The 22,694-nt window shown below is 37.0% G+C and carries 21 protein-coding genes; 5 read left to right on the forward strand and 16 right to left on the reverse strand.

What is annotated here, in order from left to right:
* Window positions 1-48: 48 nt before the first annotated feature.
* The 8 genes from AYC65_RS17960 to hemA all read right to left on the reverse strand — a co-directional run bounded on the left by AYC65_RS17960 (window position 49) and on the right by hemA (window position 8,277).
* Complete coding sequence (locus AYC65_RS17960) at window positions 49-438, reverse strand: hypothetical protein (protein ID WP_034871847.1); 390 nt, start codon at window positions 436-438, stop codon at window positions 49-51.
* Window positions 439-482: 44 nt separating this feature from the next.
* Window positions 483-1,007 (reverse strand): NADPH-dependent FMN reductase, encoded by a 525-nt coding sequence (locus AYC65_RS17965; RefSeq protein ID WP_034871845.1) that lies wholly within the window; start codon window positions 1,005-1,007, stop codon window positions 483-485.
* 2 nt (window positions 1,008-1,009) lie between these two features.
* The gene (gene mnmA, locus AYC65_RS17970; protein ID WP_034871843.1) at window positions 1,010-2,194 is read right to left on the reverse strand and encodes a tRNA 2-thiouridine(34) synthase MnmA; all 1,185 of its coding nucleotides are present in this window, start codon (window positions 2,192-2,194) and stop codon (window positions 1,010-1,012) included.
* A gap of 102 nt (window positions 2,195-2,296) precedes the next feature.
* Window positions 2,297-4,333, reverse strand: a complete 2,037-nt coding sequence (locus tag AYC65_RS17975) for a sulfatase-like hydrolase/transferase (protein ID WP_034871842.1) — start codon at window positions 4,331-4,333, stop codon at window positions 2,297-2,299.
* A gap of 99 nt (window positions 4,334-4,432) precedes the next feature.
* A complete protein-coding gene (hemE, locus tag AYC65_RS17980; RefSeq protein WP_034871841.1) occupies window positions 4,433-5,458 on the reverse strand; it encodes a uroporphyrinogen decarboxylase in 1,026 nt (341 codons plus the stop codon).
* On the reverse strand, window positions 5,451-6,113 hold the full coding sequence (locus AYC65_RS17985; protein ID WP_034871839.1) for a uroporphyrinogen-III synthase: 663 nt from the start codon (window positions 6,111-6,113) through the stop codon (window positions 5,451-5,453). Before AYC65_RS17985 ends, hemE begins: the two co-directional genes overlap by 8 nt.
* A 3-nt stretch (window positions 6,114-6,116) precedes the next feature.
* Window positions 6,117-7,019, reverse strand: a complete 903-nt coding sequence (gene hemC / locus AYC65_RS17990; RefSeq protein ID WP_034871837.1) for a hydroxymethylbilane synthase — start codon at window positions 7,017-7,019, stop codon at window positions 6,117-6,119.
* Window positions 7,006-8,277 carry a glutamyl-tRNA reductase gene (gene hemA, locus AYC65_RS17995; RefSeq protein WP_034871992.1) on the reverse strand — a complete coding sequence of 424 codons (1,272 nt, stop codon included), beginning with the start codon at window positions 8,275-8,277 and terminating at the stop codon, window positions 7,006-7,008. The genes hemC and hemA overlap by 14 nt, the downstream gene beginning before the upstream one ends.
* Window positions 8,278-8,481: 204 nt before the next feature.
* Between hemA and AYC65_RS18000 the strand changes: the two genes are divergently transcribed.
* Window positions 8,482-9,105: an energy transducer TonB gene (locus AYC65_RS18000; RefSeq protein WP_034871990.1), complete on the forward strand. Its 624-nt coding sequence runs from the start codon at window positions 8,482-8,484 to the stop codon at window positions 9,103-9,105.
* Window positions 9,106-9,537 (forward strand): nucleoside deaminase, encoded by a 432-nt coding sequence (locus tag AYC65_RS18005; protein ID WP_034871836.1) that lies wholly within the window; start codon window positions 9,106-9,108, stop codon window positions 9,535-9,537.
* On the opposite strand, the gene AYC65_RS18010 is transcribed toward AYC65_RS18005, so the two are convergent.
* From AYC65_RS18010 to AYC65_RS18020, 3 genes are read right to left on the reverse strand one after another with little or no spacing between them, the layout of a single operon-like run.
* Window positions 9,534-10,058, reverse strand: coding sequence for a GNAT family N-acetyltransferase (locus AYC65_RS18010; RefSeq protein WP_034871835.1), 525 nt, complete (start codon window positions 10,056-10,058; stop codon window positions 9,534-9,536). The two genes, AYC65_RS18005 and AYC65_RS18010, sit on opposite strands and share 4 nt — an antisense overlap.
* 1 nt (window position 10,059) lies before the next feature.
* Window positions 10,060-10,818 (reverse strand): type III pantothenate kinase, encoded by a 759-nt coding sequence (locus AYC65_RS18015; RefSeq protein WP_034871834.1) that lies wholly within the window; start codon window positions 10,816-10,818, stop codon window positions 10,060-10,062.
* A gap of 4 nt (window positions 10,819-10,822) precedes the next feature.
* Window positions 10,823-12,670 carry a M1 family metallopeptidase gene (locus AYC65_RS18020; RefSeq protein ID WP_034871833.1) on the reverse strand — a complete coding sequence of 616 codons (1,848 nt, stop codon included), beginning with the start codon at window positions 12,668-12,670 and terminating at the stop codon, window positions 10,823-10,825.
* A 235-nt stretch (window positions 12,671-12,905) separates the two neighbouring features.
* Between AYC65_RS18020 and AYC65_RS18025 the strand changes: the two genes are divergently transcribed.
* A complete protein-coding gene (locus AYC65_RS18025) occupies window positions 12,906-13,127 on the forward strand; it encodes a hypothetical protein (protein ID WP_034871832.1) in 222 nt (73 codons plus the stop codon).
* A 40-nt stretch (window positions 13,128-13,167) separates the two neighbouring features.
* Here the strand turns inward: AYC65_RS18025 and AYC65_RS18030 are convergent, their stop codons facing one another.
* The 3 genes from AYC65_RS18030 to AYC65_RS18040 all read right to left on the reverse strand — a co-directional run bounded on the left by AYC65_RS18030 (window position 13,168) and on the right by AYC65_RS18040 (window position 19,255).
* Window positions 13,168-14,790, reverse strand: a complete 1,623-nt coding sequence (locus AYC65_RS18030) for a SusD/RagB family nutrient-binding outer membrane lipoprotein (RefSeq protein WP_059333870.1) — start codon at window positions 14,788-14,790, stop codon at window positions 13,168-13,170.
* Between the two features lie 4 nt (window positions 14,791-14,794).
* The gene (locus AYC65_RS18035; protein WP_234300394.1) at window positions 14,795-17,683 is read right to left on the reverse strand and encodes a SusC/RagA family TonB-linked outer membrane protein; all 2,889 of its coding nucleotides are present in this window, start codon (window positions 17,681-17,683) and stop codon (window positions 14,795-14,797) included.
* A 330-nt stretch (window positions 17,684-18,013) separates the two neighbouring features.
* Entirely contained in the window at window positions 18,014-19,255 is a 1,242-nt protein-coding gene (locus AYC65_RS18040) for a DUF445 domain-containing protein (protein ID WP_034871829.1), read from the reverse strand.
* 116 nt (window positions 19,256-19,371) lie between these two features.
* Between AYC65_RS18040 and msrB the strand changes: the two genes are divergently transcribed.
* On the forward strand, window positions 19,372-19,824 hold the full coding sequence (gene msrB, locus AYC65_RS18045; protein WP_234300396.1) for a peptide-methionine (R)-S-oxide reductase MsrB: 453 nt from the start codon (window positions 19,372-19,374) through the stop codon (window positions 19,822-19,824).
* 106 nt (window positions 19,825-19,930) lie between these two features.
* Window positions 19,931-20,728 (forward strand): murein L,D-transpeptidase catalytic domain family protein, encoded by a 798-nt coding sequence (locus tag AYC65_RS18050; RefSeq protein ID WP_034871827.1) that lies wholly within the window; start codon window positions 19,931-19,933, stop codon window positions 20,726-20,728.
* Between the two features lie 25 nt (window positions 20,729-20,753).
* On the opposite strand, the gene AYC65_RS18055 is transcribed toward AYC65_RS18050, so the two are convergent.
* Both AYC65_RS18055 and AYC65_RS18060 read right to left on the reverse strand, forming a co-directional pair.
* Window positions 20,754-21,563: a GLPGLI family protein gene (locus AYC65_RS18055; protein ID WP_034871826.1), complete on the reverse strand. Its 810-nt coding sequence runs from the start codon at window positions 21,561-21,563 to the stop codon at window positions 20,754-20,756.
* Window positions 21,564-21,669: 106 nt separating this feature from the next.
* Window positions 21,670-22,626 (reverse strand): GLPGLI family protein, encoded by a 957-nt coding sequence (locus AYC65_RS18060; protein WP_078674602.1) that lies wholly within the window; start codon window positions 22,624-22,626, stop codon window positions 21,670-21,672.
* Window positions 22,627-22,694: the final 68 nt, after the last annotated feature.

A 22,694-nucleotide genomic window follows, 5' to 3' on the forward strand; every position in this document is an offset into this window, starting at 1 on the left:
AATAAATAATCAGGTATAATCTCCGTTCTTCAGAGAAGCGAAAAGTTATTATTTCTTTACTTCTGAAATCTTAACTGTGGGAGCAGTAAGAGATCCTTTTTCCTGGATGTAAGCATAGAATTGTACATTTCCGTTTACAGAGGTCGTATTTTCTATTATAATTCCGTTAAAGGGCATATCCGTAAAACGTGCTTTTTCGCCTTTTTTAATGATTTGATACAATTTTCGGTCAGGAGTATAGATCTTAAAAGTAGAATTCTCAGTGGAAGTGTTAATTAAGTCAAATTTGTGGTTTCTAGAGGTGTTAGAAGTCAGTATGTATTCTTTCTGGGCATTAATATTCCAAAGTTGGGCATAAACTCCCCTGAAGCCAAAAGTTCCCGAACATGATGAAAGAATAGTAGAGGCTAGAAAAGTAGTGTAGAGTAATTTTTTCATAGAAAATAGTTCTTTTTGATAAAGACAATCTAAAATAGAAAAAGTTACAGCAGGGTTTTAATATTTTCTGATAATTTCTGAAGAGCCCTGATTGTATTGGGATCTGTAAGCTGTCCATCAGTACTGAATCTGCCTTTTACTCCAGGAATCAAAAGGGTAGATTCCTCAGAAAATTTTGCTCCCAAAGTTTTCATAATAAGGTGTAATTCTTCCTGACCTTTTTCTCCGGAGGCAGAAGCTGTAATGAGTGCTACTGGTTTCTGGTTGAATATATCTGTTGCAACAAACCATTCCAATGCATTTTTTAGTACTCCCGGAATACTGAAAATGTATTCCGGTGTACAGATCAGAACAATGTCCGTATTTTGTATTTCTTCCCTGAATGCGACTACTTTTTCAGGAGTATTTTCAAAAGCCTGATCCGGATTGAAATAGGGAAGATTTGTTAATCCATTGAAATAGGAGAATGTAAAATCATGATAAAGTAATTCTTCAATCTTTTCTACAATCTTCTGATTTGAAGAATTAGGTCTTACGCTGCCAATAACAGCTAAAATCCGAGGTTTCATGCTTAAGAGATCACACCGCTTCCAAGCGTTTCTTCTCCGTCATACCAAGCCGCAAACTGTCCTTCAGCAATCGCTGACTGAGGTTCTTCAAATTCTATATAGAAAGCATCTTCAAACTGGTAGATTGTAGCTTTCTGTAAAGGCTGTCTGTAACGGATTCTGGCCATTACTTCGCGGCTTTCACCGTTTTGTAATTGCAGATCTTTGCGAATCCATTTTACCTCGTCATTATTTATTTTCAGAGCTTTTTTATACAATCCCGGGAAGCTGTGGCTTTCTCCTACAAAGAGTATATTATTTTCCATATCACGGGAGATCACAAAGCAAGATTCTTTATGACCGCCAATACCAAGACCTTTACTTTGACCAATTGTGTAATACTGAGCACCCTGGTGTTTTCCAATGACTTTTCCGTCACTTTTCTGATATTTGATTTTTGAAGAAAAATATTCCAGTTCTTCTTGTTTTGATTGGAACTCAGGCTGAGACTGATTAAATCCTGAGAAGTCTCTGAATATTTCTACAATTTCACCTTCTTTTGGCTGTAACTGTTGTTTCAAAAACTCAGGAAGACTTACTTTTCCAATAAAACAAAGTCCTTGGGAATCTTTTTTATCAGCGGTTACCAAACCGATTTCTTTTGCAATTTCTCTTACCTGTGGTTTTGTTAAATGACCAATCGGAAACAGAGCTTTGGAAAGCTGATCCTGACTTAGCTGACAAAGAAAATAAGACTGATCTTTATTATTATCGTTACCGGCTAACAAGCGGTAAATTGTTTCACCTTCCTTTTCTATAGAAGAAAGCTGCGCATAATGGCCCGTAGCCACTTTTTCAGCACCCAGAGAAAGAGCAACATCCATGAAGGCATCAAACTTTACTTCACGGTTACACAGAACATCCGGATTGGGCGTACGTCCTTTTTCATATTCTTCGAACATGTAATCTACAATACGCTCCTTATAAAGCTCGCTCATATCGATTACCTGGAACGGAATACCCAACTTTTGGGCAACCATTAGTGCATCATTACTATCTTCTATCCATGGACATTCATCTTCCAGAGTAACCGAAGCATCGTTCCAGTTACGCATGAAAAGTCCAACAACATCATGTCCCTGTTGTTTTAGTAAATAAGCTGCTACACTGGAGTCTACTCCTCCGGATAGTCCGACTACAATTTTCATTCTACAAAAATTTTTTGCAAAGTTACAACAACTTAATCTATTGAAAAACGTATTGTTATTGAAAGCATCAAATACAGGTAATTGGAAAAACTATATTGTATTTTAATAGAAATCGTCTGGAGTGAAAGCTCTTCTATTGAAGTTTTTGCTGCTCCATTCAAATATAAAAGCCTTTACATCTATATCTTTTTCAGACTTTTTATAAGTGAGTGAAAAAGGATGGAGACCTGCTTTTAGCAAAATATCTGCACTTTTTTCTGTTCCGGAAATGTAGTTGTAATCAGCATCGATTAAAGCCGCTTCATGTATTCTCAGGAAAGCTTTTCCAAATGCTTTGATGTAAAATGTGTAATTGGCATTTTGTGGTACATTAAGAACTCCTTTTATAGTAATAACATTTCCTTTGATGCTTTTATTTATAATGGTGGGAGTAGTAAGACTGCCATTACTTACGGGTTTCAGACTATTTGTATCTGGTATCCATAGAGCAATTGTCTGATAACTGTACCACTGAATGCTTTTTTTTGCTGATTTATGGGAAATTCCAGGGATGTATGCTTTATCGTATGGACGGACGGCGGAAGAATCCGGACGGCGGTTCTGCAGAACGAAATCTTTCATATTTTGTTGCAGCGAAGGCATAGATGCTGCTAAATCTGTTTTCTGTTTAGGATCGGAAATGACATTATAAATCTCAAAGTTATCTTGCGCATCTTTAATATTGTATCGTACACCACTGTATTTTCCGAAACGAACCAACTGCATTTGTCCTCGTATTCTTTTATGTCTTTTGGCTTCAAAATCACTATAGTTGGGAGTATGTCCTTCTTCGAAATATTCTGCATAAACAATAGGATCTTTTTGTTGCTTAAGCCTTCCGGTAAGTATTGGTAAAATAGAAATGCCATCTGCGCGCTGTGGGGCTGCAGCACCTGCTACATCCAAAAAAGTAGGCATCCAGTCGGACAGCATATTCGGGAGGTCAATTTTCTGTCCCGGTGTGATTTTGCTATTCCATTGTACAAAGACAGGCATACGCTCTCCGCCTTCCCACAAATCTCTTTTTATACCGTCAAAAGGGCCATAACCATCGAAAAATTCAGGAGTATAAGGTTCTTTTAAATAAGATTCCTGTGAAGGACCATTGTCTGAAGAGAATACAACCAGCGTATTTTGATCAATTTTCAGATCTTTCAGGAGTTGTAATAGATCACCAACCTGAGCGTCTAAACGTTGTATTACCGTTGCATATCTCTTGTTTACATCTGCCCATGGTTTTTCTGTTCCGTCAGCTGTTTTATAAGTAGCATTTGCATATTCGGGTGCATACCAGGAATCTATTTCCCCAGATGCTGTATTAATCATTTGTCCCTTTTTACCAAGCCATTGCAAGCCTCCATTTAGGCCGTTTCCTTTTGGATATTCCTGCGTAGGAAGCTCTATAACAGCATGAGGTGTATCATAGGCCAAATACATGAAGAATGGTTTGTCTTTTTGATTCTGATTGTGTTGGGTAATCCAATATTTTGCACGGGCTGTCCATAGATCCCCTGTGTAAGATTTATCCAGATCTTCAGCTACATTTGTATAATTATCATATACCTCCTTCTTACCTCTGTATTTTCCTTCTTTAGGATAGTGCTCGTGACCGTCGGAATGTCTTATATACCCGTAATATTCATCAAAACCTCTCTTAAGCGGATGTGAGGACCAGTTTGCATCCGTTCCCTGTAATCCCCATTTTCCTATAGCTATTGTTGTATATCCAGCTTTCTGCAGGGTATTTCCTATCGTGTAATTGTCTTCAAGAGCCTTGTCGAATTGATTATCTCTTACCTCGGAATGTCCTTGTGTACGACCTGTTAGCAGAGATGCCCGTGAAGGGGCACAAACAGGTGCATTACTATAGGATTGGGTAAGTATAGCTCCTTGTGCAGCGAGTTTGTCAAGAAACGGAGTCGATATATAGGGTTTTCCTTCCTTTTTTCTCTGGTTCTGATTTAAAATACCAATATCTCCGTATCCTAAATCATCTACTAAAATGAAAATAATATTAGGTTTTGAAGGCTTTTTAACAGCCTGAGCAGCAAGACTGCAGGGAATAAAAAACAGAATAAAAAGCTTAAGAAATTTGTTCATGGTTATAAGTTATTGATAAATATATAAAAATAACCTCAGAACAAATGAGCTAAAAAAAGCCGGTTCATAGTGACCGGCTTATAATTTATAATATTAATGCTACGCTTTATATTCTACAACAGCTCTGATGAAGGCTTCAGCATTTTCTACCGGGATATTAGGCAGAATTCCGTGTCCAAGATTAGCAATGTATTTATCTTTTCCGAAACGGTCAATCATCTCATGAACCATTTTGCGGATCGTTTCTGGTGAAGAATGTAATCTTGCCGGATCGAAATTACCTTGAAGTGTAATATTTCTGCCAGTTAACTTTCTTGCAATTTCAGGAGTTACTGTCCAGTCTACACCAAGGGCTGAAGCTTTAGATTTGGCCATATCCTCCAGTGCATACCAACATCCTTTAGCAAATACAACAACTTCAGTTAGTGGACTTAAAGCTTCCACAATCTGGTTGATATATTTCCATGAGAATTCCTGATAATCTGTAGGCGAAAGCATTCCTCCCCAAGAGTCGAAAACCTGTACCGCAGAAACTCCTTTTTCTACTTTTCTTTTCAGGTAAGCAATTGTAGTATCAGTTATTTTCTGTAAAAGTTGGTGTGCAGCTTCTGGCTGTTGGAAGCAGAAAGATTTAGCAATATCAAAAGCCTTACTTCCCTTACCTTCTACACAGTAACACAGGATTGTCCATGGGCTGCCGGCAAAACCAATTAAAGGAATTTCATTATCAAGATGTTCCAATGTTAAGGTAATAGCATCAAAAACATAGGATAATGTATCGTCTACATCCGGAACTACAATTTGTTCTACAGCCTCTTTTGTACGTATAGGATTGTCCAGCCAAGGGCCAACATTCTCTTTCATTTTGAAATCGATACCCATTGCCTGAGGAACAACTAAAATATCAGAGAACAGGATTGCTGCATCCAACGGAAATCTTCTGATAGGCTGTACTGTAATTTCAGCAGCCAGCTCAGGAGTCTGACAACGGGTGAAGAAATCATATTTATCGCGAAGAGCAATAAACTCAGGAAGATATCTTCCCGCTTGTCTCATCATCCATACCGGAGGTCTTTCAACAGTTTCACCTTTTAGGGCTCTTAAGTATAAGTCGTTCTTAATCATTTCTATAAGTATCTTTTATTACCTGAAGCAAATCTTCGAGGGTTTCTTGTTCACTTTTTATAATTTCGTTGTCTGTAAAAGATTTTAGATAGTTGGCCGTTGTTTCGCCAATGGCAAATAATCTTTTATTTTTTACAGAATTGTTTTTCATAAAGCTTTCTACACCGGAAGGGCTGAAAAATACAATCGCATCCGTCGGGGGATTCCACTCTGGATACAAAGGTATGGTTTCATAAACTATCTTTTCGGCAAAATCAAAGCCAGCTTCAGACAATTGATTCTTTAATGTAGATAAAGCTTTTGAACTGCAAAAATGCATTATTTTTATGGGATTTAACTCCTGAATTTTATCAGAGAGTTCTAATGCATTTTTGGCTACAATTTCCACAGAAAATCCCATTTTTTCTAAAGCTTGTCGGGATTTTTCGCCTACAGTATAGAATTTTGAATTTTCCGGGAAGATAATTTTTTCTTTAATTGCTTTTACTCCCTGAATACTTGTGAAAATAAAATGATGATAATCTTCGATATCAATATGATCTTCGGTATAACGGATTCCGATAACAGGAAGAAATGAGGGATCGAAATAATCACCCAATTGTTGTTGGATGTATTCTTTAGACAATTCCTTTGTGAAAAGAATACGGATGGCCATGTCTTATAACTGGGTTTTTATCTCTTCCATAATGGCTTTTCCGCCATTGTCCAAAACCTGTTGTGCAAAACGTACTCCAAGATCATCATTCCACTCGGCAATTTCTTTCAGATCAATTTCTTTAGAGCCGTCCAAAGAAGCAATTCTTCCTTCAAATGCAATGCTGTTGCCGGAAATTGTTGCACGGGCACCAATTGGTGCTGTACATCCGCCTTCCAGATGTCTAAGGAAATCTCTTTCAATCTTAGTGCACTTATTGGTTTCTTCATGGTTAATCTGAGCTAATATTGAAGTTAATTCTTCATTTTCAGCTAAAGATGCACAACAAACTACTCCTTGTGATGGAGCCTGAAGCAGGAATGGTAAATATTCATATTCAATATCCATTTCCATCCTTTTTATTCCGGCCAAAGAAAGTAAGGTAGCGTCTGCAAGCCCATCTTCCAGTTTTTTCAATCGTGTTTGTACGTTTCCGCGAATATCTGAAAAATGAGTATTTGGATATTGGTTTAGCCAGAAAGCCTTTCTTCTCAGGCTGCTGGTAGCAACTGATAATTCAGATATATCCTTATCTTTTGCTTTTGGATTTCTGATCAATACATCTTCAGGGAAATCTCTTTCCAGTACAGCAGAGATAATAACTCCAGTAGGAAGGGCTGTAGGAACGTCCTTTAGTGAATGTACTGCAATATCTATTTCTTTATTAAGCAAAGCAATATCCAGATCTTTTGTGAAAACACCTGTTATTCCTAGTGCATATAAAGGTTGTTGTAAGTTTTTATCTCCTGTAGAGACAACCGGAACAAGTTCTGTTTTGTGCCCCAGAGTCTGAAGCTGAAAAGCTACTCTCTCTGCTTGCCACATAGCTAACGGGCTGTTTCGTGTACCGATTTTAATGGTCTTCATAACTGTCTTCCTTTGGTTGAAGGTTTAGGATATCATCCAGAAGCTTTGTTACTTCTTCCGAACGGTGTGGATTTTCTATGATGTATTTAGCAAAACGATTGGTGATTTTCTGAATCATTTTGCGTGTCAGATGTAAATCTTCCTCATCTACTTCACCATTCTTCCGGGCAACCTTATGAATTTCATTTTGTTCAATTTTTTTCAGATTGTTTTTGAAGACGTGGATATGTGGTGCCATCTTTCTTTTTTTCTCCCACTCTATAAAATCCTTAGACATTTCTCTGATGATGATTTCTGCTTTAGGAATTTCTTTCTTACGTTGTTCCATCGTCTCCTGAATCTGAACAGAAAGAGCATCTACATCGATGAGCTCTACTCCGGCAACATCAGCAACTGTTTTGTCTACGTTATTAGGAATGGAAAGATCTATAACCAGAATGTCTTTTTTAGGCATATTCTCAGGATACAGGATAGGCTTACTTGCACCAGTTGCAACGATAAGAATATCGGTTTGTTCCAGTTCCTTAGGGAAGTCCTCGAAATTGATATGAGGAATATGATATTTTTCGGCAATCTTCTCTGCTTTTTCGGCAGTTCTGTTTGCGATTTTTACTTTTGGCTTGTATATATGCTTTACAAGATTTTCAATTGTATTTTGCCCGATTTCACCAACACCCAATAATAAAATGTTTTTCTCAGGAAGTTGTTTCTGAGTTTTCAGAATATAATGGACTGCAGCATAAGAAACAGAAGCGGCTCCATTGCTGATTCCGGTTTCATTCTTTATTCTTTTTGATATCTGAATTGAAGAGTTAATTGCTCTTTCCAGATATGCGTTGGAATGTAGTTTGTATTCTTTGAAACGGTTATAGGCATTTTTGATCTGAGAAATGATCTCAAAATCTCCGATAATTTGGCTTTCCAAACCGGCAGCAACTCTGAAAAGATGATCCAGAGCATCAGTTCCTTTTTTTACAGTTACAAACTGCATGAAATCCATTAGTTGCACACCAACGGTTTCACAAAATAACTGAGCCACAAACATATAATTATGTGTTGTGGTATAAATTTCGGTTCTATTACATGTGGAAACGACAAAAGCGTCACCCATTTCGCGATCGTGAATATGATTAACAAAACTTTTAATATGATCGTCGAAAAAGGCAAATCTCCCTCTGGTAACAGCATCGGCTTTCTCAAAACTAATACTGAGAACCGTAAATTGTGAGGTTTGATATGTATTCAATTTGGCTGCCATTATATCAGGGTGCAAATTTAAGCTATTAATTGTTAAAAAGAATTGATATGTATAAACGGTGAAATGACTTTCATTAGATTTCATTAATTTAGAATAGTTACAAATTGCAAAAGCTCCATAATTTGTGTCTAAGAGTGCTTTAAGATGCTGCGCTTTACAGACTATTTGACTATATTTGATACTATATTTCGAGGAACGTTGGTTATGAAAAGATCTCTATATTGTTTTTGCTTTTTATTGTTTTCTGTTTTCTATTTTTCACAACAAACTGAAGAGTTCAGAGAGGTCAAGAATTTTTATGATCAGCATCAGTTAAAAGTTAACGAAGAGTTTAAGCGGAGGCTGGGACTGGTTCGGAATTTCGAAGAAAAGATAAAACTGGAAAGTGAATATGGTTTTTTTATCAAGAAGCTGGATAGTGTGCGCAATCAGGCTTATCTTGGAGTTTTAATCAAGACTAAAAACCTTGAACAACTGGCAAAGCTAAACAAGGAAGTTCCCCAGAAAAAAGAATTGGTAGTAGAGAAAAATCCTGATCGCGCAGCTGAGTATCCGGGCGGAATTGATAAGCTGAGAGAAATTGTAAGCAGCTCTTTTTATTTTGATGCTGATGTAGATCGTAATGCTGTGCTGAAAAGCGTTGTTACCTTTGTTGTTGAAAAGGACGGAAGCATTGCTCAGGTAAAATCAGAGGGAGATAATATTGTCTTCAACAGACAGGCAGAAATATGTATGTATCTTGTACCGGATAAGTTTATTCCGGGAACATTGCATGGAGTAGCAGTCCGATCCAGATTTACCTTTCCGATTACTATGAAATTTGACTAGATGTTTACAGACGAATATTTTATGAAAATGGCCTTTCAGGAGGCACAGGCAGCGTTGGAAAAGGATGAAGTACCGGTAGGCTGTATTGTGGTCTATAATGACAGGATCATTGCCAGAGCACATAATCTTACAGAATTACTGAATGATGTAACTGCGCATGCAGAAATGCAGGCGATAACGGCTGCAGCAAATATGTTGGGCGGAAAATATCTTATAGACTGTACTATGTATGTTACGCTTGAGCCATGTGTAATGTGTGCCGGAGCGCTGGCGTGGTCACAACTTTCAAAAATAGTGATAGGAGCGAGGGATGAAAAGAGAGGATTTATGAATAAAGGTTTGTCTCTTCATCCTAAAACAGAAATCGTTTCCGGAATTCTGGAAAACGAATGCTCGGCACTTATCAAAGATTTTTTCAAATCGAAACGTTAGACAATAAGAGAGTACATTTGGATGTCTAAGTACTGCTCTTCCTTTTTCATATGATGTTTTAAAACAGCTTCCTTTTGCATGCCAATTTTTTCCATGATCTTTCCTGAAGCCGGATTATGAATAAAGTGTGTGGCATAAATCTTATGGAACTTTAACTCTTTAATTCCGAAATTCAGAATTGCAGATGCTGCCTCTGTAGCATAACCTTTGTTCCAGAAAGGAACAGCAATCCAATAGCCCAATTCAGCTTTATCATCACCTCTGTCGTGTAGGCCAATTGCACCAATTATTTTCCCTTCTTTTTCACGTATGGCAAAAGTGTAGCCGGTTTTAGCTGTCAGAGCATCGTCAGACATTTTTAACCAGGTTCGGGCGTCAGATTCGGAATATGGATAAGGTATATGAGAAGTATTATCAGAAATAATTTTTTCCTGTAAATACTCTGTAATCAACGGAATATCTGATTCTTTCAAAGGAGAAAGAATCAGACGTTCTGTTTCTATTTTTAAAGGAACTTCCATTTTATAAATCTTTACCTAAATAGTAAAGCCCTTTAAGGGTGTGGAGCCTGTCTGCAACATGAATTTTTTCTGTCAGAGGCTTATATACATGGGATACTCCGCCTGTTGCAATTACGAAGCAGTCATCATTCACTTCGTTATTGATTCTGTCCACAAAGCCTTCTACCATCCCAAGGAAGCCGTAGACCATTCCGCTTTGCATACAGGTTACCGTATCCAATCCTAATACAGATTTTGGTTTCTTTAATTCAATTTCAGGCAACTGGGCCGTTTGATTTATCAATGAATTAAGTGAGGTAATAATACCGGGAGCGATAATAACACCCAATGTTTCACCTGTTTCAGCAACGCAGCTCGCCGTAAGTGCGGTTCCGAAATCCAGAATAATCTTTTTTCTGTCAGGATAAAGATTATGCGCTGCTACAAGATTTGCGTAGATATCTGTGCCCATCTGTTTAGACTTGGCTTGTACACCAGAAGGAGTACTGCGGTCTACCAGAATAGGTTTCATATTATGGATCTTGTGTACAGCTCTGGAAATATCATAGGTAAGTTGAGGCACAACAGAACCAATGATGATTTTCTCAATATTATCAATATCAATTTTATTGTACTGATAAAGCGTAAGGAACTGAATAAAGAGTTCATCGCTTGTACGGTATGGTTTTGTATTGATTACCCAGGAAATCTCACAACTATCCCCGTTAAACAAACCGAAACGGATATTGGTATTTCCTATATTGATGACTATTGATTTCATAAAACTATTTTACCTCGATAATATTATCAGCAGGGTTAACATCTGCTAAACGCTGACTGAAATCGATTCCGATAGCCTGAAGCTGAGCTTTACTGTATGGAATAGTCAGTTCATAGTCTTTCATTGTCCAGTTCCAGAAAGGCATTACGGTAATCGGACCATAGATATCTGTAGTTTTAGCAGTACGCATCATATTAAGCGGGATATGGTATGTTAATACCTTTTTATCCTTGGTTAAGACATTGAAGTCTATAGGCATCGGAAGGGTCCCGTTATTTGTCAGTGTAATTGTTGTGGAAGTATCTCCGTATTTTACACTTTTAATACCATAATCAATGGTTTTTGTAGTGTTGATCCAATAGTTCTGGAACCACTTCAAATCCATTCCGGAAATCTTTTGTGCAATGTGTATGAAATCTCTGTCTGTAGGATGCTTCATGCTCCAATCATCATAGTATTTCTTCATCGTTTTTGAAAGGTTCTGCTCTCCCATAATGTAGCCTAATTCTACAAGGAATAACTCACCTTTTACATAAGAAGCAAAGGTATATGCTGTTCCATCATCGTGGTGGTCTCCTAACCATGAAGCAGGTTCTTCTTTTCCAGTTTTTACAAATTTTATGTAATTATTGATGCTGGAAACAAAAGGATTAGCTTGTGGTTTAGCAGGTGGGAAAAGCTGGTTGCTCACATAAGCTTCTGCATAGCTTGTAAATCCTTCATCCATCCAAGGTCTCACACTTTCATTAGTTGCCAGCATCTGCTGGTACCAGGAGTGGGATCCTTCATGGAACATAAGGCCACATAAATCTTTTACCGATTTTGCTTCTCCTAAGATCATGGTACACATTCCGTATTCCATTCCTCCGTCTCCTCCTTGTATAAAGGAATAAGAAGGCCAGGCATATTGCCCGAACTGTGCATTCATTATCTGGAAATACTTGGTTACATAAGGCTTCGCCTCTTCCCAGTATTTTGTTTTTTCTGATTTCTGATAGACAAAATAAACTTTTGGCCCGCCTAATACAGTGAATTCGTCAACAGAATAATCTCTGTCTGCAGCCCATGCAAAGTCCAGAATATTTTTAGCTGTCCATTTCCATGTTGCCTTACCATCCTGGTCTGCTTTTACATTTGATGCTGCAGTATAACCTTTTACTTCTGTAGGGTTCTCCAGGGTTCCTCCGGCACCTAATACGTAGTTTTTATCTATTTTTATTGTAACGTCAAAGTCTGAAAACGGAGCGTGGAACTCTCTTCCGATGTAGTCGAAAGCTGCCCAGCCGTCGTAATCGTATTCAGAAATTTTAGGATACCATTGTGTCATTGTCATATCTACGCCTTCGCTATTGTTACGGCCGGCTCTACGGATTTGTATTGGGATATTAGCATCCCACTCCATAGATAAAGAGGTAGTACTGTTAGGCTTTAAAGGCTCATTAAGGATAACTTTCATTACAGTTTCCTGTATTTCAAACTTTAGATCCTTTCCGTTTTGTTTAATCCAGTGAATATTTTGGCGTCCTTCCTGATCTGCGGGAATTGATGCTAAACGTGATACGCCGTCCTTTTGTAATCTTTTATCAGAATTTTTACCCTGATTTCTTACTCTTTCATCCATCATGGAGCCTGATTTAAAGGCATTCCAATAAAGATGCATATAAATAACTTTTAATTCGTCAGGTGAATTATTGGTATACTGAATGCTTTGTTTTCCAAGGTAAGTGAACTTTGCAGCATCTACATCAATATCCATCTTGTACTTTGCCTTTTGCTGATAGTAAGGCCCTTTTTGAGCCAATCCCAGTCCGAAAACCAGCATAAGAGCAATAGAAAGGAAGTTTCTAACCATTTTATTAATTTTTCCCAAAGATAAAAAATTATGATAAAGGGATTGCTGTTTTGGAAAGGATACTGTTCATATTCAGTGATAAAAAAAGAATATTTACAGACGAAAAATAAAGGAAATCAAGAATATCTTCATAATTAGATGTTATATTTAAGAAGAATATTGCCTTTGACTAATGGTAGGTTGTTGATAATGAAAAAGTTGTATTTTGGTTGGACTAATCAATAAAATATTTATTATGAAAAACCTGAAAACGACTTCTTTAACAAGAAGACAGTTGAAAAACATTATCGGAGGAACCCAGAAAACATGTGCAGATGTGCCATGCAGACCCGCAACCTGTAATTTTAATAGTAGTTACGACGGCTATGTAGCTTGTTTTATCAACTATACTAAAGTTAATGGTTCTGTAGGATTCGGACCATTGGGATGTTGGTATGAATTCTGTCCGGGATCATAATTATAATAGAAAAGGGACTCCAGAAGAGTCCCTTTTTTAATTATTTTTTATCCCACCACAATTTGGTGCCGCCAGTATCTGGTCCGCCGAGTGTAGCTGCTGCTCTTTGATAACCAGGTCCGTTATTTTCACGATATTTTAATGGAATAGGTATCCTTCTGATGAAATCTTTTGTGCTAATTGTTCCCTGACTATTATTAATAATATTAGGTAATATTTTAGGATATCCCGTTCTTCTTTGCTCTGCCCAAGCTTCAGAGCCGTCTGGATAAAGAGCTATCCATTTTTGGGTAATAATACGTTCCAACTTTCTATCGAAGCTATCGGCATCATTCCATTTAATAGTAATTGTACTTAGTACAGGATCTCCAGCAGCAACACTATTGGTTGCGTTTTTAGGATCTGTATAAGGTTGCTGAGTGGATGTAGCATCGTTTATATAAGTGCTGTATGCGCCAGATTTGCCCCATTCATCCAAAGAAGTTTGTACTCCTTTTTCATAGTTTGTTTTTGCATCTCCTGCTCCGGCATAGCCTCTAAGTGCAGCTTCAGCTTTTAGGAACCATGATTCAGCGGCCGTGAATAGTTTAGCTTGGCCATTGGACTGAGAAAAATAATCTCCGTAAGCAGATTGTGCAATGTTGTTGGAGAAATTACCATAACGGTCTTTACTACCTCCGAGATCTATCCCTAAACGTACTCCCGCATATTGATCTTTCACGCTCGGATCAGTTGCTTTGGTAATATATGAAGAAATTCTGGGGTCATTATAGCCATTAAGATAAGAGGTTAAGGATGCTCCGGATTTGGAGTCCCCATAGTTGAAAATAACAACGTATACCGGTGATATGGCTCCATAGCGAGCTAGTGCATTTTGGCTATTGTTGTCAATAAGCCCAATCGGAGAATTTAATGCTTCTTCTGCATATTTTCTTGATGCTGCAGGATCTGCATATGACATACGCATTGCAAGTCTTAGCTTTAGAGAGTTGGCAAATTTAGCCCATGATAGAGCAGTGCCATTAAAAATTGCATCAGATTTCTGAATAACAGCTTTATCTTCTACACCTAAGTTTGACTGTAACGTTTCAATATCTTTCGATAAATCCTGCATGAAATATTTGTAAGCATCTTGTTGAGAGTCATAGTCTACAGAATAATCAGGATTAGATTTACCAAATTTACTATAGATTACTGGTCCATGTTTGTCAGATACAACTGCTGAAGACAATACTTTTATAATATTGAAAACAGCGTAGCTGCCTTTGAAATCGACATTCGGATATAGTTTTTTTTGTGTTTCTTCAAAATCAACATAGCGCTGCATAGCTTCTTCCAATTGATTTTTCATAATCCATTCATTCCATCCACTATTCATGAAGTAGTTATTGTTCCAGTTCCAGCCTCCGGTTGCAGTACTAAAATAGCCACTGTAAAAATCTGAGTTCAGATTATTTTGAAGCTGGTACATGTAATCTGTCTGATAAATGATATTTCTTTGTGCCTGGTTTAATCTGTTGACCAAGCCGGTGAAATCTGCCTGCAATACTCCATCTGTAACATTGGCGTACTCGGAATTGATGTCCTTAAAGTCACCTGTACAGGAGGATACTCCAATTAATGCAAGTAGAGGTAAATATGTTTTTAATATGTTAAGTTTCATAATTTTAAAAATTTAGTTTTACAGAAAGTCCTAAAGAACGTGTGATTGGCATTCCATATACGTCTACACCAACACCTCCGGGATTAACTCCTGAAACTTGTTCCGGATCAAATGGTGCTTTTTTGTAGAAGAAGAATAAGTTTGAACCAATAAAGCTGACAGTTGCATCCTGCATATACTTAGAGTTCATTTTGAAAGTATAGGATAAAGAAATTTGTCTCAATCTTATCGCAGTAGCTTTATAGATATAAGCTTCATCTATATTAGGTGCGTCTTGTCCACCAATTCCTTCGTAATATTTTTTAGCATCTGTTTTTCCTGTATATGCTGTACCATCTTCATATACGGCATTCGGAATACTTACACCACCATTTTTTCTGGCATCAGCAGATCTTTGACTTACTCCTGCATAATCATAAGCGGCTTCTGCAAGACTTAAAACATGTCCGCCAAATTTACCATCAATCAGGAAGCTTAGGTTGATATTCTTGTAAGTAAAGGAATTATTAAGCCCAATGATAAACTTAGGGTTTGGATTGCCAAGGTAGATGTTGTTGTCGGTATTAGTTAATGGAACACCATCTTTGTTTACCACAATTTTACCATCAGCATTGCGCATAAATCCTTTGCCATATAAATCTCCGAAAGAGCCCCCAACTTTTAGTTTGTTGTAATTACCTCCGGCTAATGTGAATAGTGACTTACTTGCATCATAGAAGTTGGAAGGAAGTAATTCCTTTATTTTGTTCTTATTCGCCGAAGCATTTAATGTAGCTGTCCAGTTGAATGAAGAAGTTTTGAAAATATCATAGGATAAAGAAGATTCAAATCCAGTATTCTGAATTTTTCCGGCATTCATATCTATCAATGTTCCAGATTGCTTACTAAGTCCCGGAGCTGCTTCTACTTTTGTTAAATACTGGTTAGATACATTTGAGTTATAATACGTAAAATCAAAATTTAATCGATTGTTGAACATTCTGAATTCTGTACCAACTTCAAAAGTTCTGTTTAATTCCGGCTTTGGAGTTAGTTCCGGATAGCGTTGCAAGTCAGGAAGGTTTGCACTATTCCCAAATACACCGTTGTTAAATGTAGGCTGTGGATTTGCAAATGTAGGTTCCAGGGCGTTACCAACAGTTGCATAAGAAGCTCTTAATTTCCAGAAAGTAATAGCTTTTGGCATCTGGAGAATGTCGCTCATGATAAGGTTTCCACCAATAGATTCATAATCAAATGCGTTTTGGGAACTTCCAAATAATGTAGAAGACCAGTCATTACGGAAAGTTAAATCTATATATGCCAGTTTCTTATAACCAAAAGTTGTACTGGCAAATACAGAAGTGGTTTTTCCATGCGGATAATAAATTCTGTAAGTGTCTGTTGGTGTCCAGTTAAGGTTGTTTAATTCAAAATAATTGGCATTCTTTAAATTATTATTTTGAATAGCAGTGATCTTATCTTTCTTGTCATTAACACTTGTACCAACGGTAAAATCAAAACTTATGTTATCAGAAATATGTGGGCTACCAATTAACAAGAAGTCTCCGTACAATGCTGTAGTTTCAAGCTGGTCGTAATAGAGTTTTCCGTTTGGATTTGCCAGAAGTTTTGCTGTATTGGCATACAGATTCCTACTGGTTTCAGAATTGAAGTAAGTATAATTACCTCTTAGTTTTGCTGTTAACCAGTCGTTAATGGCATAGCTTAAAGCAACAGATGTATATAAGTTTTTGTTATTGGAGGTAACTTTGTTTCTGTTAAGAATCCAATACGGGTTTTGAGAATATTGTCTGGTGCTCCCGGTTTTGTCAAACCAGTTTTGATCCTGTATATATCGGGTTCTGTCCAAATATTCATAATCTTTATATTGGTCGAAGTCTACTCCTCTTGGTAATGTATAAAGTTGGAAAAGAGGGTTAAAATAAAGTCCCGGAGCAATTCTGTTTTCTACCTTTTGAATAGATCCCATTAAGTTGGCATCTAAAGTTAACTTATCATCAAAGAATTTACTTGAATTTCTAAAGTTAATGTTGTATTGGTCAAACTTGGAATTAGGAACAATTCCTTTGTTGGTTGTGTTAGCAAGAGAGAAGAAGTTTGTAGACTTTTGAGTACCTGCTGAGAATGTAATACTGTTGGTCCATGTTGTCCCAGTGCGAAGAAAATCTTTTACATAGTCTTTAGAGGAACCTTCTTTTCCCCAGCTTCCTGTAGAGCCAGCAGAACCTGTACTTGGATCATAAGGTGTAGTTTGTAGATAATTATGTTGCAGTTTTGGAAGGCTATAGGCTTTGTCAAAAGTAAGGCTGGAAGAGAATGAAATATTGCTTCGTCCTGCAACTCCTTTTTTAGTGGTAACCAGAATGGCACCATTACTACCCTGGGAGCCATATAGTGCCGCAGCTGAAGCTCCCTTTAAAAAGTTAATACTCTGGATGTCTTCAGGGTTGATGGTACTGAAAATATCTCCTGAATCTGTTCCTCCGTTATAGGCATCTGCTGTTGGAGCCCCGGGACCACCTCCGATAGAGTTGGTTACCGGTATACCATCAATTACCAATAGAGGGGAGCTGTTTCTAGTAGACTTGTCCCCTCTCATAATTACTCTTACAGATCCACCAGCACCTCCGGATGCTCTGTTAATTTGTACATTGGATACTTTTCCGTTGATGGAGTTCAGTAAGTTTGGAGTTTTGACTTCTGTAAGGTCATCTCCTCCAATTTGCTGTGAGGAATATGTCAGTGATCTGGCTTGTCTTTTAATACCCAGAGAGGTGATTACTACCTCTTGGATATTGGCTGTTTTTGTAGAATCTTTAGCTTTTCCTTCCTGGGCGTATAGGCCAATAGAGGATGCTAAAAGAACCATCATAATGGATCGTTTTTTCATACTAACTTAAATTTTATAATTTGGACTAATAACTTCTTGTGTCAAGTTTATATTAACACAATGTTAACGAATGTAGGAATAAAATTTAATGAATTGTTAAATAAGAAAAAAATTAATCTATTTATTTATTGTAAGTATGAACCTTTTTACTTTTTACTGTTATGGCGTTAAAATTTGAATTGAAAAAGCTTAAATATATTTATGGTAAAACTAGTATTATGTTAGTTTTATTATCTAATTTTTAAAGCTAAACAGTGAAATTGAATTGTTGGATAATTATTTATATAAATTATTGAAATAAATTCAATGATTGTTTTTGTCGATTAGCTACTAAATGAAAGCAGCCAGGGTATATATAATTAGCCCAACTAATCCGCCGACTATGGTTCCGTTGATTCTAATAAATTGGAGGTCTTTGCCCACTTCTAATTCTAACTTTCGGCTAAGTTCCTTGCCTTCCCAGTTGCCAACAGTAGTACTGATAAGTTCAGATACCTTTCCTGTGTTTTTTAGAATGAGTCTGTAGGCGTTAAAACGGATCCACTGATCAATTTTGTTTTGCTGGGATTCATTTTTGTTCAGATCCTCTGCAAACTGGCGTATGTTTTTTTGTGCATATTGTTTTAGCGCCGAATGATCATTGTCCAGCTCGGACATCAGTGTTTTCTTCAGAGAATGCCATATATCTGTAGCGTAATCATTTAGTTTATCCTCATTCAGAATGGATGCTTTTATTTTGCTCAGCTCGTTTTCCCATCGATCAGAAGTTTTTATTTCGTTTGCAAATTGATAAATACTGTCTGAGATTTCATTTCTTACCTTATGATCAGGGTTGTTTTCTATATCTTCAAAAAAGCTGGCCAGTCCTGTCGTGATCTTGTTTGCTATCTTATTATCAACAAATTTTGGAACCAGCGAATAACTGTTCTGGTGCACTTTGTCGCGTATCAATTTATCATTTTCAAGGATATAATTCTTGATTTTTGAGGACAGAAAGGTTATAATTGCCTGTTGCTCACCTTTCTCCAGAAGATAGAAAATACCATTAGAAAGGATATGGTTGATTTTTAAATTTTCTCCAGCCTCTTTTATTTTTCCGGCAATAAAGCTGATGATATCCGGATCCTGAAACTGGGAGATGGCATTTTTAAGTAAAACAGCAATTTCTTTAACCAGTACTTCCTGATTCTTTTCTTTTAAAAGCCATTCACTTAGAAAACCGGTTACCTTTATTTTTTCTATATATGGACGGATATTTTCTGCTGAAGCAAAATTTTCGACTACAAAATTCCCCAAGTTATCTCCAATTTTCTGTTTGCTGTTCTCAATCAGATTGGTATGAGGTATTTTTATACCCATAGGATAATGAAATAATGCAGTAACAGCAAACCAGTCTGCAAGAGCACCCACCATGGCAGCTTCGGAAAACGCATGTATATAGCCAATCCAGTGAGAGGTATATTGTTTTTGTAATACAGTTGTTGTTATAAAGATACAGGCCATCAGAAGAAATAATCCGGTAGCCAGAGCTTTGTACTTAAAGAGTTGTTTTCTTTTTTGTGATTCTGTCATCTGAACAAATTTAGTAAATTTGAAATATGAAAATCTGGCATCTTATATTTAATCTATGCATTCTGAGTTTGTTCTTACAATGCTCAGAAATAAAAATGCCTGTTAAAACCAATTCTATGAATACAGAAACATCAAAAAACAATCCATACTATTCCAGAACAGATAAAACGAAACTAAATGTTTCCAATGAGGAATGGAAAAAGATATTGTCTCCGGATCTTTATGCGGTTGCCAGAGAAGCTGCTACAGAGCGTCCTTTTACCGGAAAATATAACGAAACGGATGAGTTAGGAGAGTATTATTGTGCCGTATGCGGAAATCATCTTTTTCGTTCATCTTCAAAATTTGCAAGCAGTTGCGGATGGCCTAGCTTCTTTCAATCTGAAAAAGATGCAGTAAAGTATAAAAGAGACTCTACTCACGGAATGGAAAGAATAGAAGTAGTTTGTGGCAGATGTGACTCTCATTTAGGTCATGTTTTTAACGATGGACCGGAGCCTACCGGGGTACGCTATTGTATGAATTCTGTTAGTCTGGATTTTGTTCCGGATAGTGAATCTCAGCGTTAAAGTTTCTTAAATAAAGTTAAACTTGTGTCTATTTAAAGTGTTGATATTGAATTTGTTCTAATTTTGCCGAAGCAATTTTCAAAAAAGACATCTTAAATAGTATTACATGAAGAAATTAATCATTTCATTAATTTCTGTTTATGTTGTGTCAACCTCTTTTTTTGTCAACGATACCAATTTTGAGACATCAAAATCTTTGGTAAAGAAAGACGTTGCTGTGACAGTAAAAAAAACAGAAACAAAACATGAAGCTGTCTCTTCCTCCTCAGTATTGTACGGGGCAATTGACTTTACCGGCTTCAACAAATTATCAGAAACAGTTTTCGAAAAAGCATATCTTGGATATGTAAATCTGAAAAAGGCAGGAAAAGTGCCTGAAAATAGCAATCTTCTAACAATCTGCGATTTTAGTCTGTCGTCCAATCTTAAAAGATTATGGGTGATTGATGTAAAAGAGAAGAAGATTATTTTCAACTCTTTGGTGGCACATGGAAAAGGTACCGGAGAAGAGTTTGCAGAAAAGTTTTCAAACAGAGAAAGCTCGCATCAGAGTAGCTTAGGTTTTTACACCACTGAAAACACTTATGAAGGTGATAATGGATATTCTCTGAAATTAGAAGGATTAGATACAGGCTATAACGACGCTGCATATAAAAGAGCGATTGTAATGCATGGTGCAGATTATGTTAACGAGGCATTTGCATTACAACACAAACGTATCGGAAGGAGCTGGGGCTGCCCGGCCGTTCCAAGAGATATCGCAGTTTCTCTTATCAATACGATAAAAGAAAAGAATATATTATTTATATATTATCCGGATCAGAACTACCTTGCTTCTTCACAATGGCTAAAAGCTCCTATTGAGGAATTAAACATGGAAAAAGCAAGTTTAGCAAATAACTAAAAAGAGCGCCGATAGGCGCTCTTTTTTAATTTAGTTCAATAGGATTATTGTTCTTTTTCTGTTCTTCTTTAAAACGGTCCTGCATTTGTTTCATCCGCTGAGGATCCATGTTCATTCTTCGGCCGTTTCCACCTCCACCACCTGAATTATTGGTGAAGAAAGATCCGGGATCGTCCTGGAATCTCTTTTCCATTTTCAGGTAATCGGCTTTTTTTACAGTTATTACTTGGCCGCCTCTGTTTTGAATAGCATATGGCTCTGCAATTTTTTTAGTCTGCATAAGGTCAAAAGAATAGTCGCCATTACTATCTTCAGCTTTTACAATAAGACCTGGCAACCCACTAAATTTATATGGACCATCCTGAAAAGGAACTTCTGTCGTAAACCATGCATACCAAGTTCTGCCCCCATATTGTGTTTCTGCTTTCTGGGTATTGTATTCCCCAATTTTGGCAGTTTCGTTTAGTATTTTCCATTGGAATGGCTGAGCTTCAGAATAAGAGTACTGATCTCTGCCGATTCTGTTTTTAAGAGTTATACTTTGTTTTGGATAGTCTTTCTCAATAATATAATTAATGGCAGAACGAAGATCCTGCATCTGAGTACGGTCAAAATTTCTTGTTTGGCGCATACGATCCATTATAGAATCCCTCTGTATTGTTTTAGCACTATAAAATATAGACCCTTGTGGTGTTACGTCCAGGTTGGCCTGTTCTGTTTTAATATCTCCTTTATTTGTAGCGTCAGGCTTCATGCTTACCTGATATACAAACCTTGTACTCTGCGAAAATGCAAGAGAAACGATAAATATTGGTAATAGTTTGAATACTTTCATTGTAATTATTTCTGTCTTTTTGGATTGTAAAAAAGATATAATGTTAAAAATGACAACAAAAAAATATTTAATAAAGTTCAATAGGATTATTGAAACTATAAAAAATTTACAGACCAATCTCAATAGGATTTTGTGCTGTTGGATTTTTATGTTTGAAAGCATTGAAATTCTTTTCATAAGAACTCATTGTACCGGAATCCTGGGGCATTTCTCCGCTTGGAGAACCTTCCTGCATACCCCGAATTCTTCCTTGTCCACCACTGCCGAAGCCTTTCATTCCACCGCCACCACCACGGCCACTATTGCCGCGAAAATTGCCTCCTCTTTTTCCAGAGAAACCAGAGTCAGCAAAGAGTTTTTGTTTTTCATCTTGGGGCTTACTCTCAAAAATTATTTGCTGACGTTCAAAATCTAACCGGGATAACATTTTTGTATCCTCTTTTATGTTTAATGGAAAGCTATTGTTCATCTTTTCTTCCGCAAGGAGGGTGTAAATATAGTCTCCTTTATCATCCTGAACTTTTATGATAAGACCCGGAAGTCCTCGGAACTTATATGGGCCATCGGAAATCTGAATATCTTTTGTATACCATGCAATCCATTTCCTTCCTCCAAAATTGCATGTTGCTTTAAAAACTTTATAACCAGAAATATTATCTGTATCCTCTGTTAATGTCCATTTCATCGGTCGGTCTTCAGTGTAGGCAGAGGCTTGTGGACCAATATTCTCAGCAAAAACAATTTTCTCAGGATTGTAATCTTTCTCAATAATGTAATTGTAATTAGTGTGTGCAACAGGCCATGGTTGAGCTTTGTTTTTGTCTTTCCTGTTTTCTGATTTTAATTCCGGGGCTAAAGTACTGAGTAGGGAATCTCGTCGGAGTTTGTTTTCGCTTAGGAAATAAGATTTGTCCTTCTGTATCTGCAATAGTGTTCGTTCCTTAATCATAGGAACAAGCTGTGTAGAATCAGGATTCATGGCTACTTCGTATACAAACCGACGGGATTGTGCCCATAAAGAAACTGTTATGAAGGTAAGGCATAATAAAAATATCTTTTTCATTTTAAGAAAGAATTTATGCCGGTTTGATGATGTATCCTGTAAAAAGTTAAAGCTATCTATTCTTGTTA

The sequence above is a fragment of the Elizabethkingia bruuniana genome (assembly GCF_002024805.1).
Classification (GTDB): Bacteria; Bacteroidota; Bacteroidia; order Flavobacteriales; family Weeksellaceae; genus Elizabethkingia; species Elizabethkingia bruuniana.

Coding starts and splice junctions, on each gene's coding strand:
- AYC65_RS18035 (WP_234300394.1), bottom strand. CDS start 17,683: ATGAAAAAACGATCCATTATGATGGTTCTTTTAGCATCCTCTATTGGC.
- AYC65_RS18020 (WP_034871833.1), bottom strand. CDS start 12,670: ATGGTTAGAAACTTCCTTTCTATTGCTCTTATGCTGGTTTTCGGACTG.
- hemE (WP_034871841.1), bottom strand. CDS start 5,458: ATGATTAAGAACGACTTATACTTAAGAGCCCTAAAAGGTGAAACTGTT.
- hemA (WP_034871992.1), bottom strand. CDS start 8,277: ATGGCAGCCAAATTGAATACATATCAAACCTCACAATTTACGGTTCTC.
- mnmA (WP_034871843.1), bottom strand. CDS start 2,194: ATGAAAATTGTAGTCGGACTATCCGGAGGAGTAGACTCCAGTGTAGCA.
- AYC65_RS18000 (WP_034871990.1), top strand. CDS start 8,482: ATGAAAAGATCTCTATATTGTTTTTGCTTTTTATTGTTTTCTGTTTTC.
- AYC65_RS18030 (WP_059333870.1), bottom strand. CDS start 14,790: ATGAAACTTAACATATTAAAAACATATTTACCTCTACTTGCATTAATT.
- AYC65_RS18010 (WP_034871835.1), bottom strand. CDS start 10,058: ATGGAAGTTCCTTTAAAAATAGAAACAGAACGTCTGATTCTTTCTCCT.
- AYC65_RS18005 (WP_034871836.1), top strand. CDS start 9,106: ATGTTTACAGACGAATATTTTATGAAAATGGCCTTTCAGGAGGCACAG.
- AYC65_RS18040 (WP_034871829.1), bottom strand. CDS start 19,255: ATGACAGAATCACAAAAAAGAAAACAACTCTTTAAGTACAAAGCTCTG.
- AYC65_RS18060 (WP_078674602.1), bottom strand. CDS start 22,626: ATGAAAAAGATATTTTTATTATGCCTTACCTTCATAACAGTTTCTTTA.
- AYC65_RS17960 (WP_034871847.1), bottom strand. CDS start 438: ATGAAAAAATTACTCTACACTACTTTTCTAGCCTCTACTATTCTTTCA.
- AYC65_RS18015 (WP_034871834.1), bottom strand. CDS start 10,818: ATGAAATCAATAGTCATCAATATAGGAAATACCAATATCCGTTTCGGT.
- AYC65_RS18055 (WP_034871826.1), bottom strand. CDS start 21,563: ATGAAAGTATTCAAACTATTACCAATATTTATCGTTTCTCTTGCATTT.
- AYC65_RS18050 (WP_034871827.1), top strand. CDS start 19,931: ATGAAGAAATTAATCATTTCATTAATTTCTGTTTATGTTGTGTCAACC.
- hemC (WP_034871837.1), bottom strand. CDS start 7,019: ATGAAGACCATTAAAATCGGTACACGAAACAGCCCGTTAGCTATGTGG.
- msrB (WP_234300396.1), top strand. CDS start 19,372: ATGAATACAGAAACATCAAAAAACAATCCATACTATTCCAGAACAGAT.
- AYC65_RS17985 (WP_034871839.1), bottom strand. CDS start 6,113: ATGGCCATCCGTATTCTTTTCACAAAGGAATTGTCTAAAGAATACATC.
- AYC65_RS17975 (WP_034871842.1), bottom strand. CDS start 4,333: ATGAACAAATTTCTTAAGCTTTTTATTCTGTTTTTTATTCCCTGCAGT.
- AYC65_RS18025 (WP_034871832.1), top strand. CDS start 12,906: ATGAAAAACCTGAAAACGACTTCTTTAACAAGAAGACAGTTGAAAAAC.
- AYC65_RS17965 (WP_034871845.1), bottom strand. CDS start 1,007: ATGAAACCTCGGATTTTAGCTGTTATTGGCAGCGTAAGACCTAATTCT.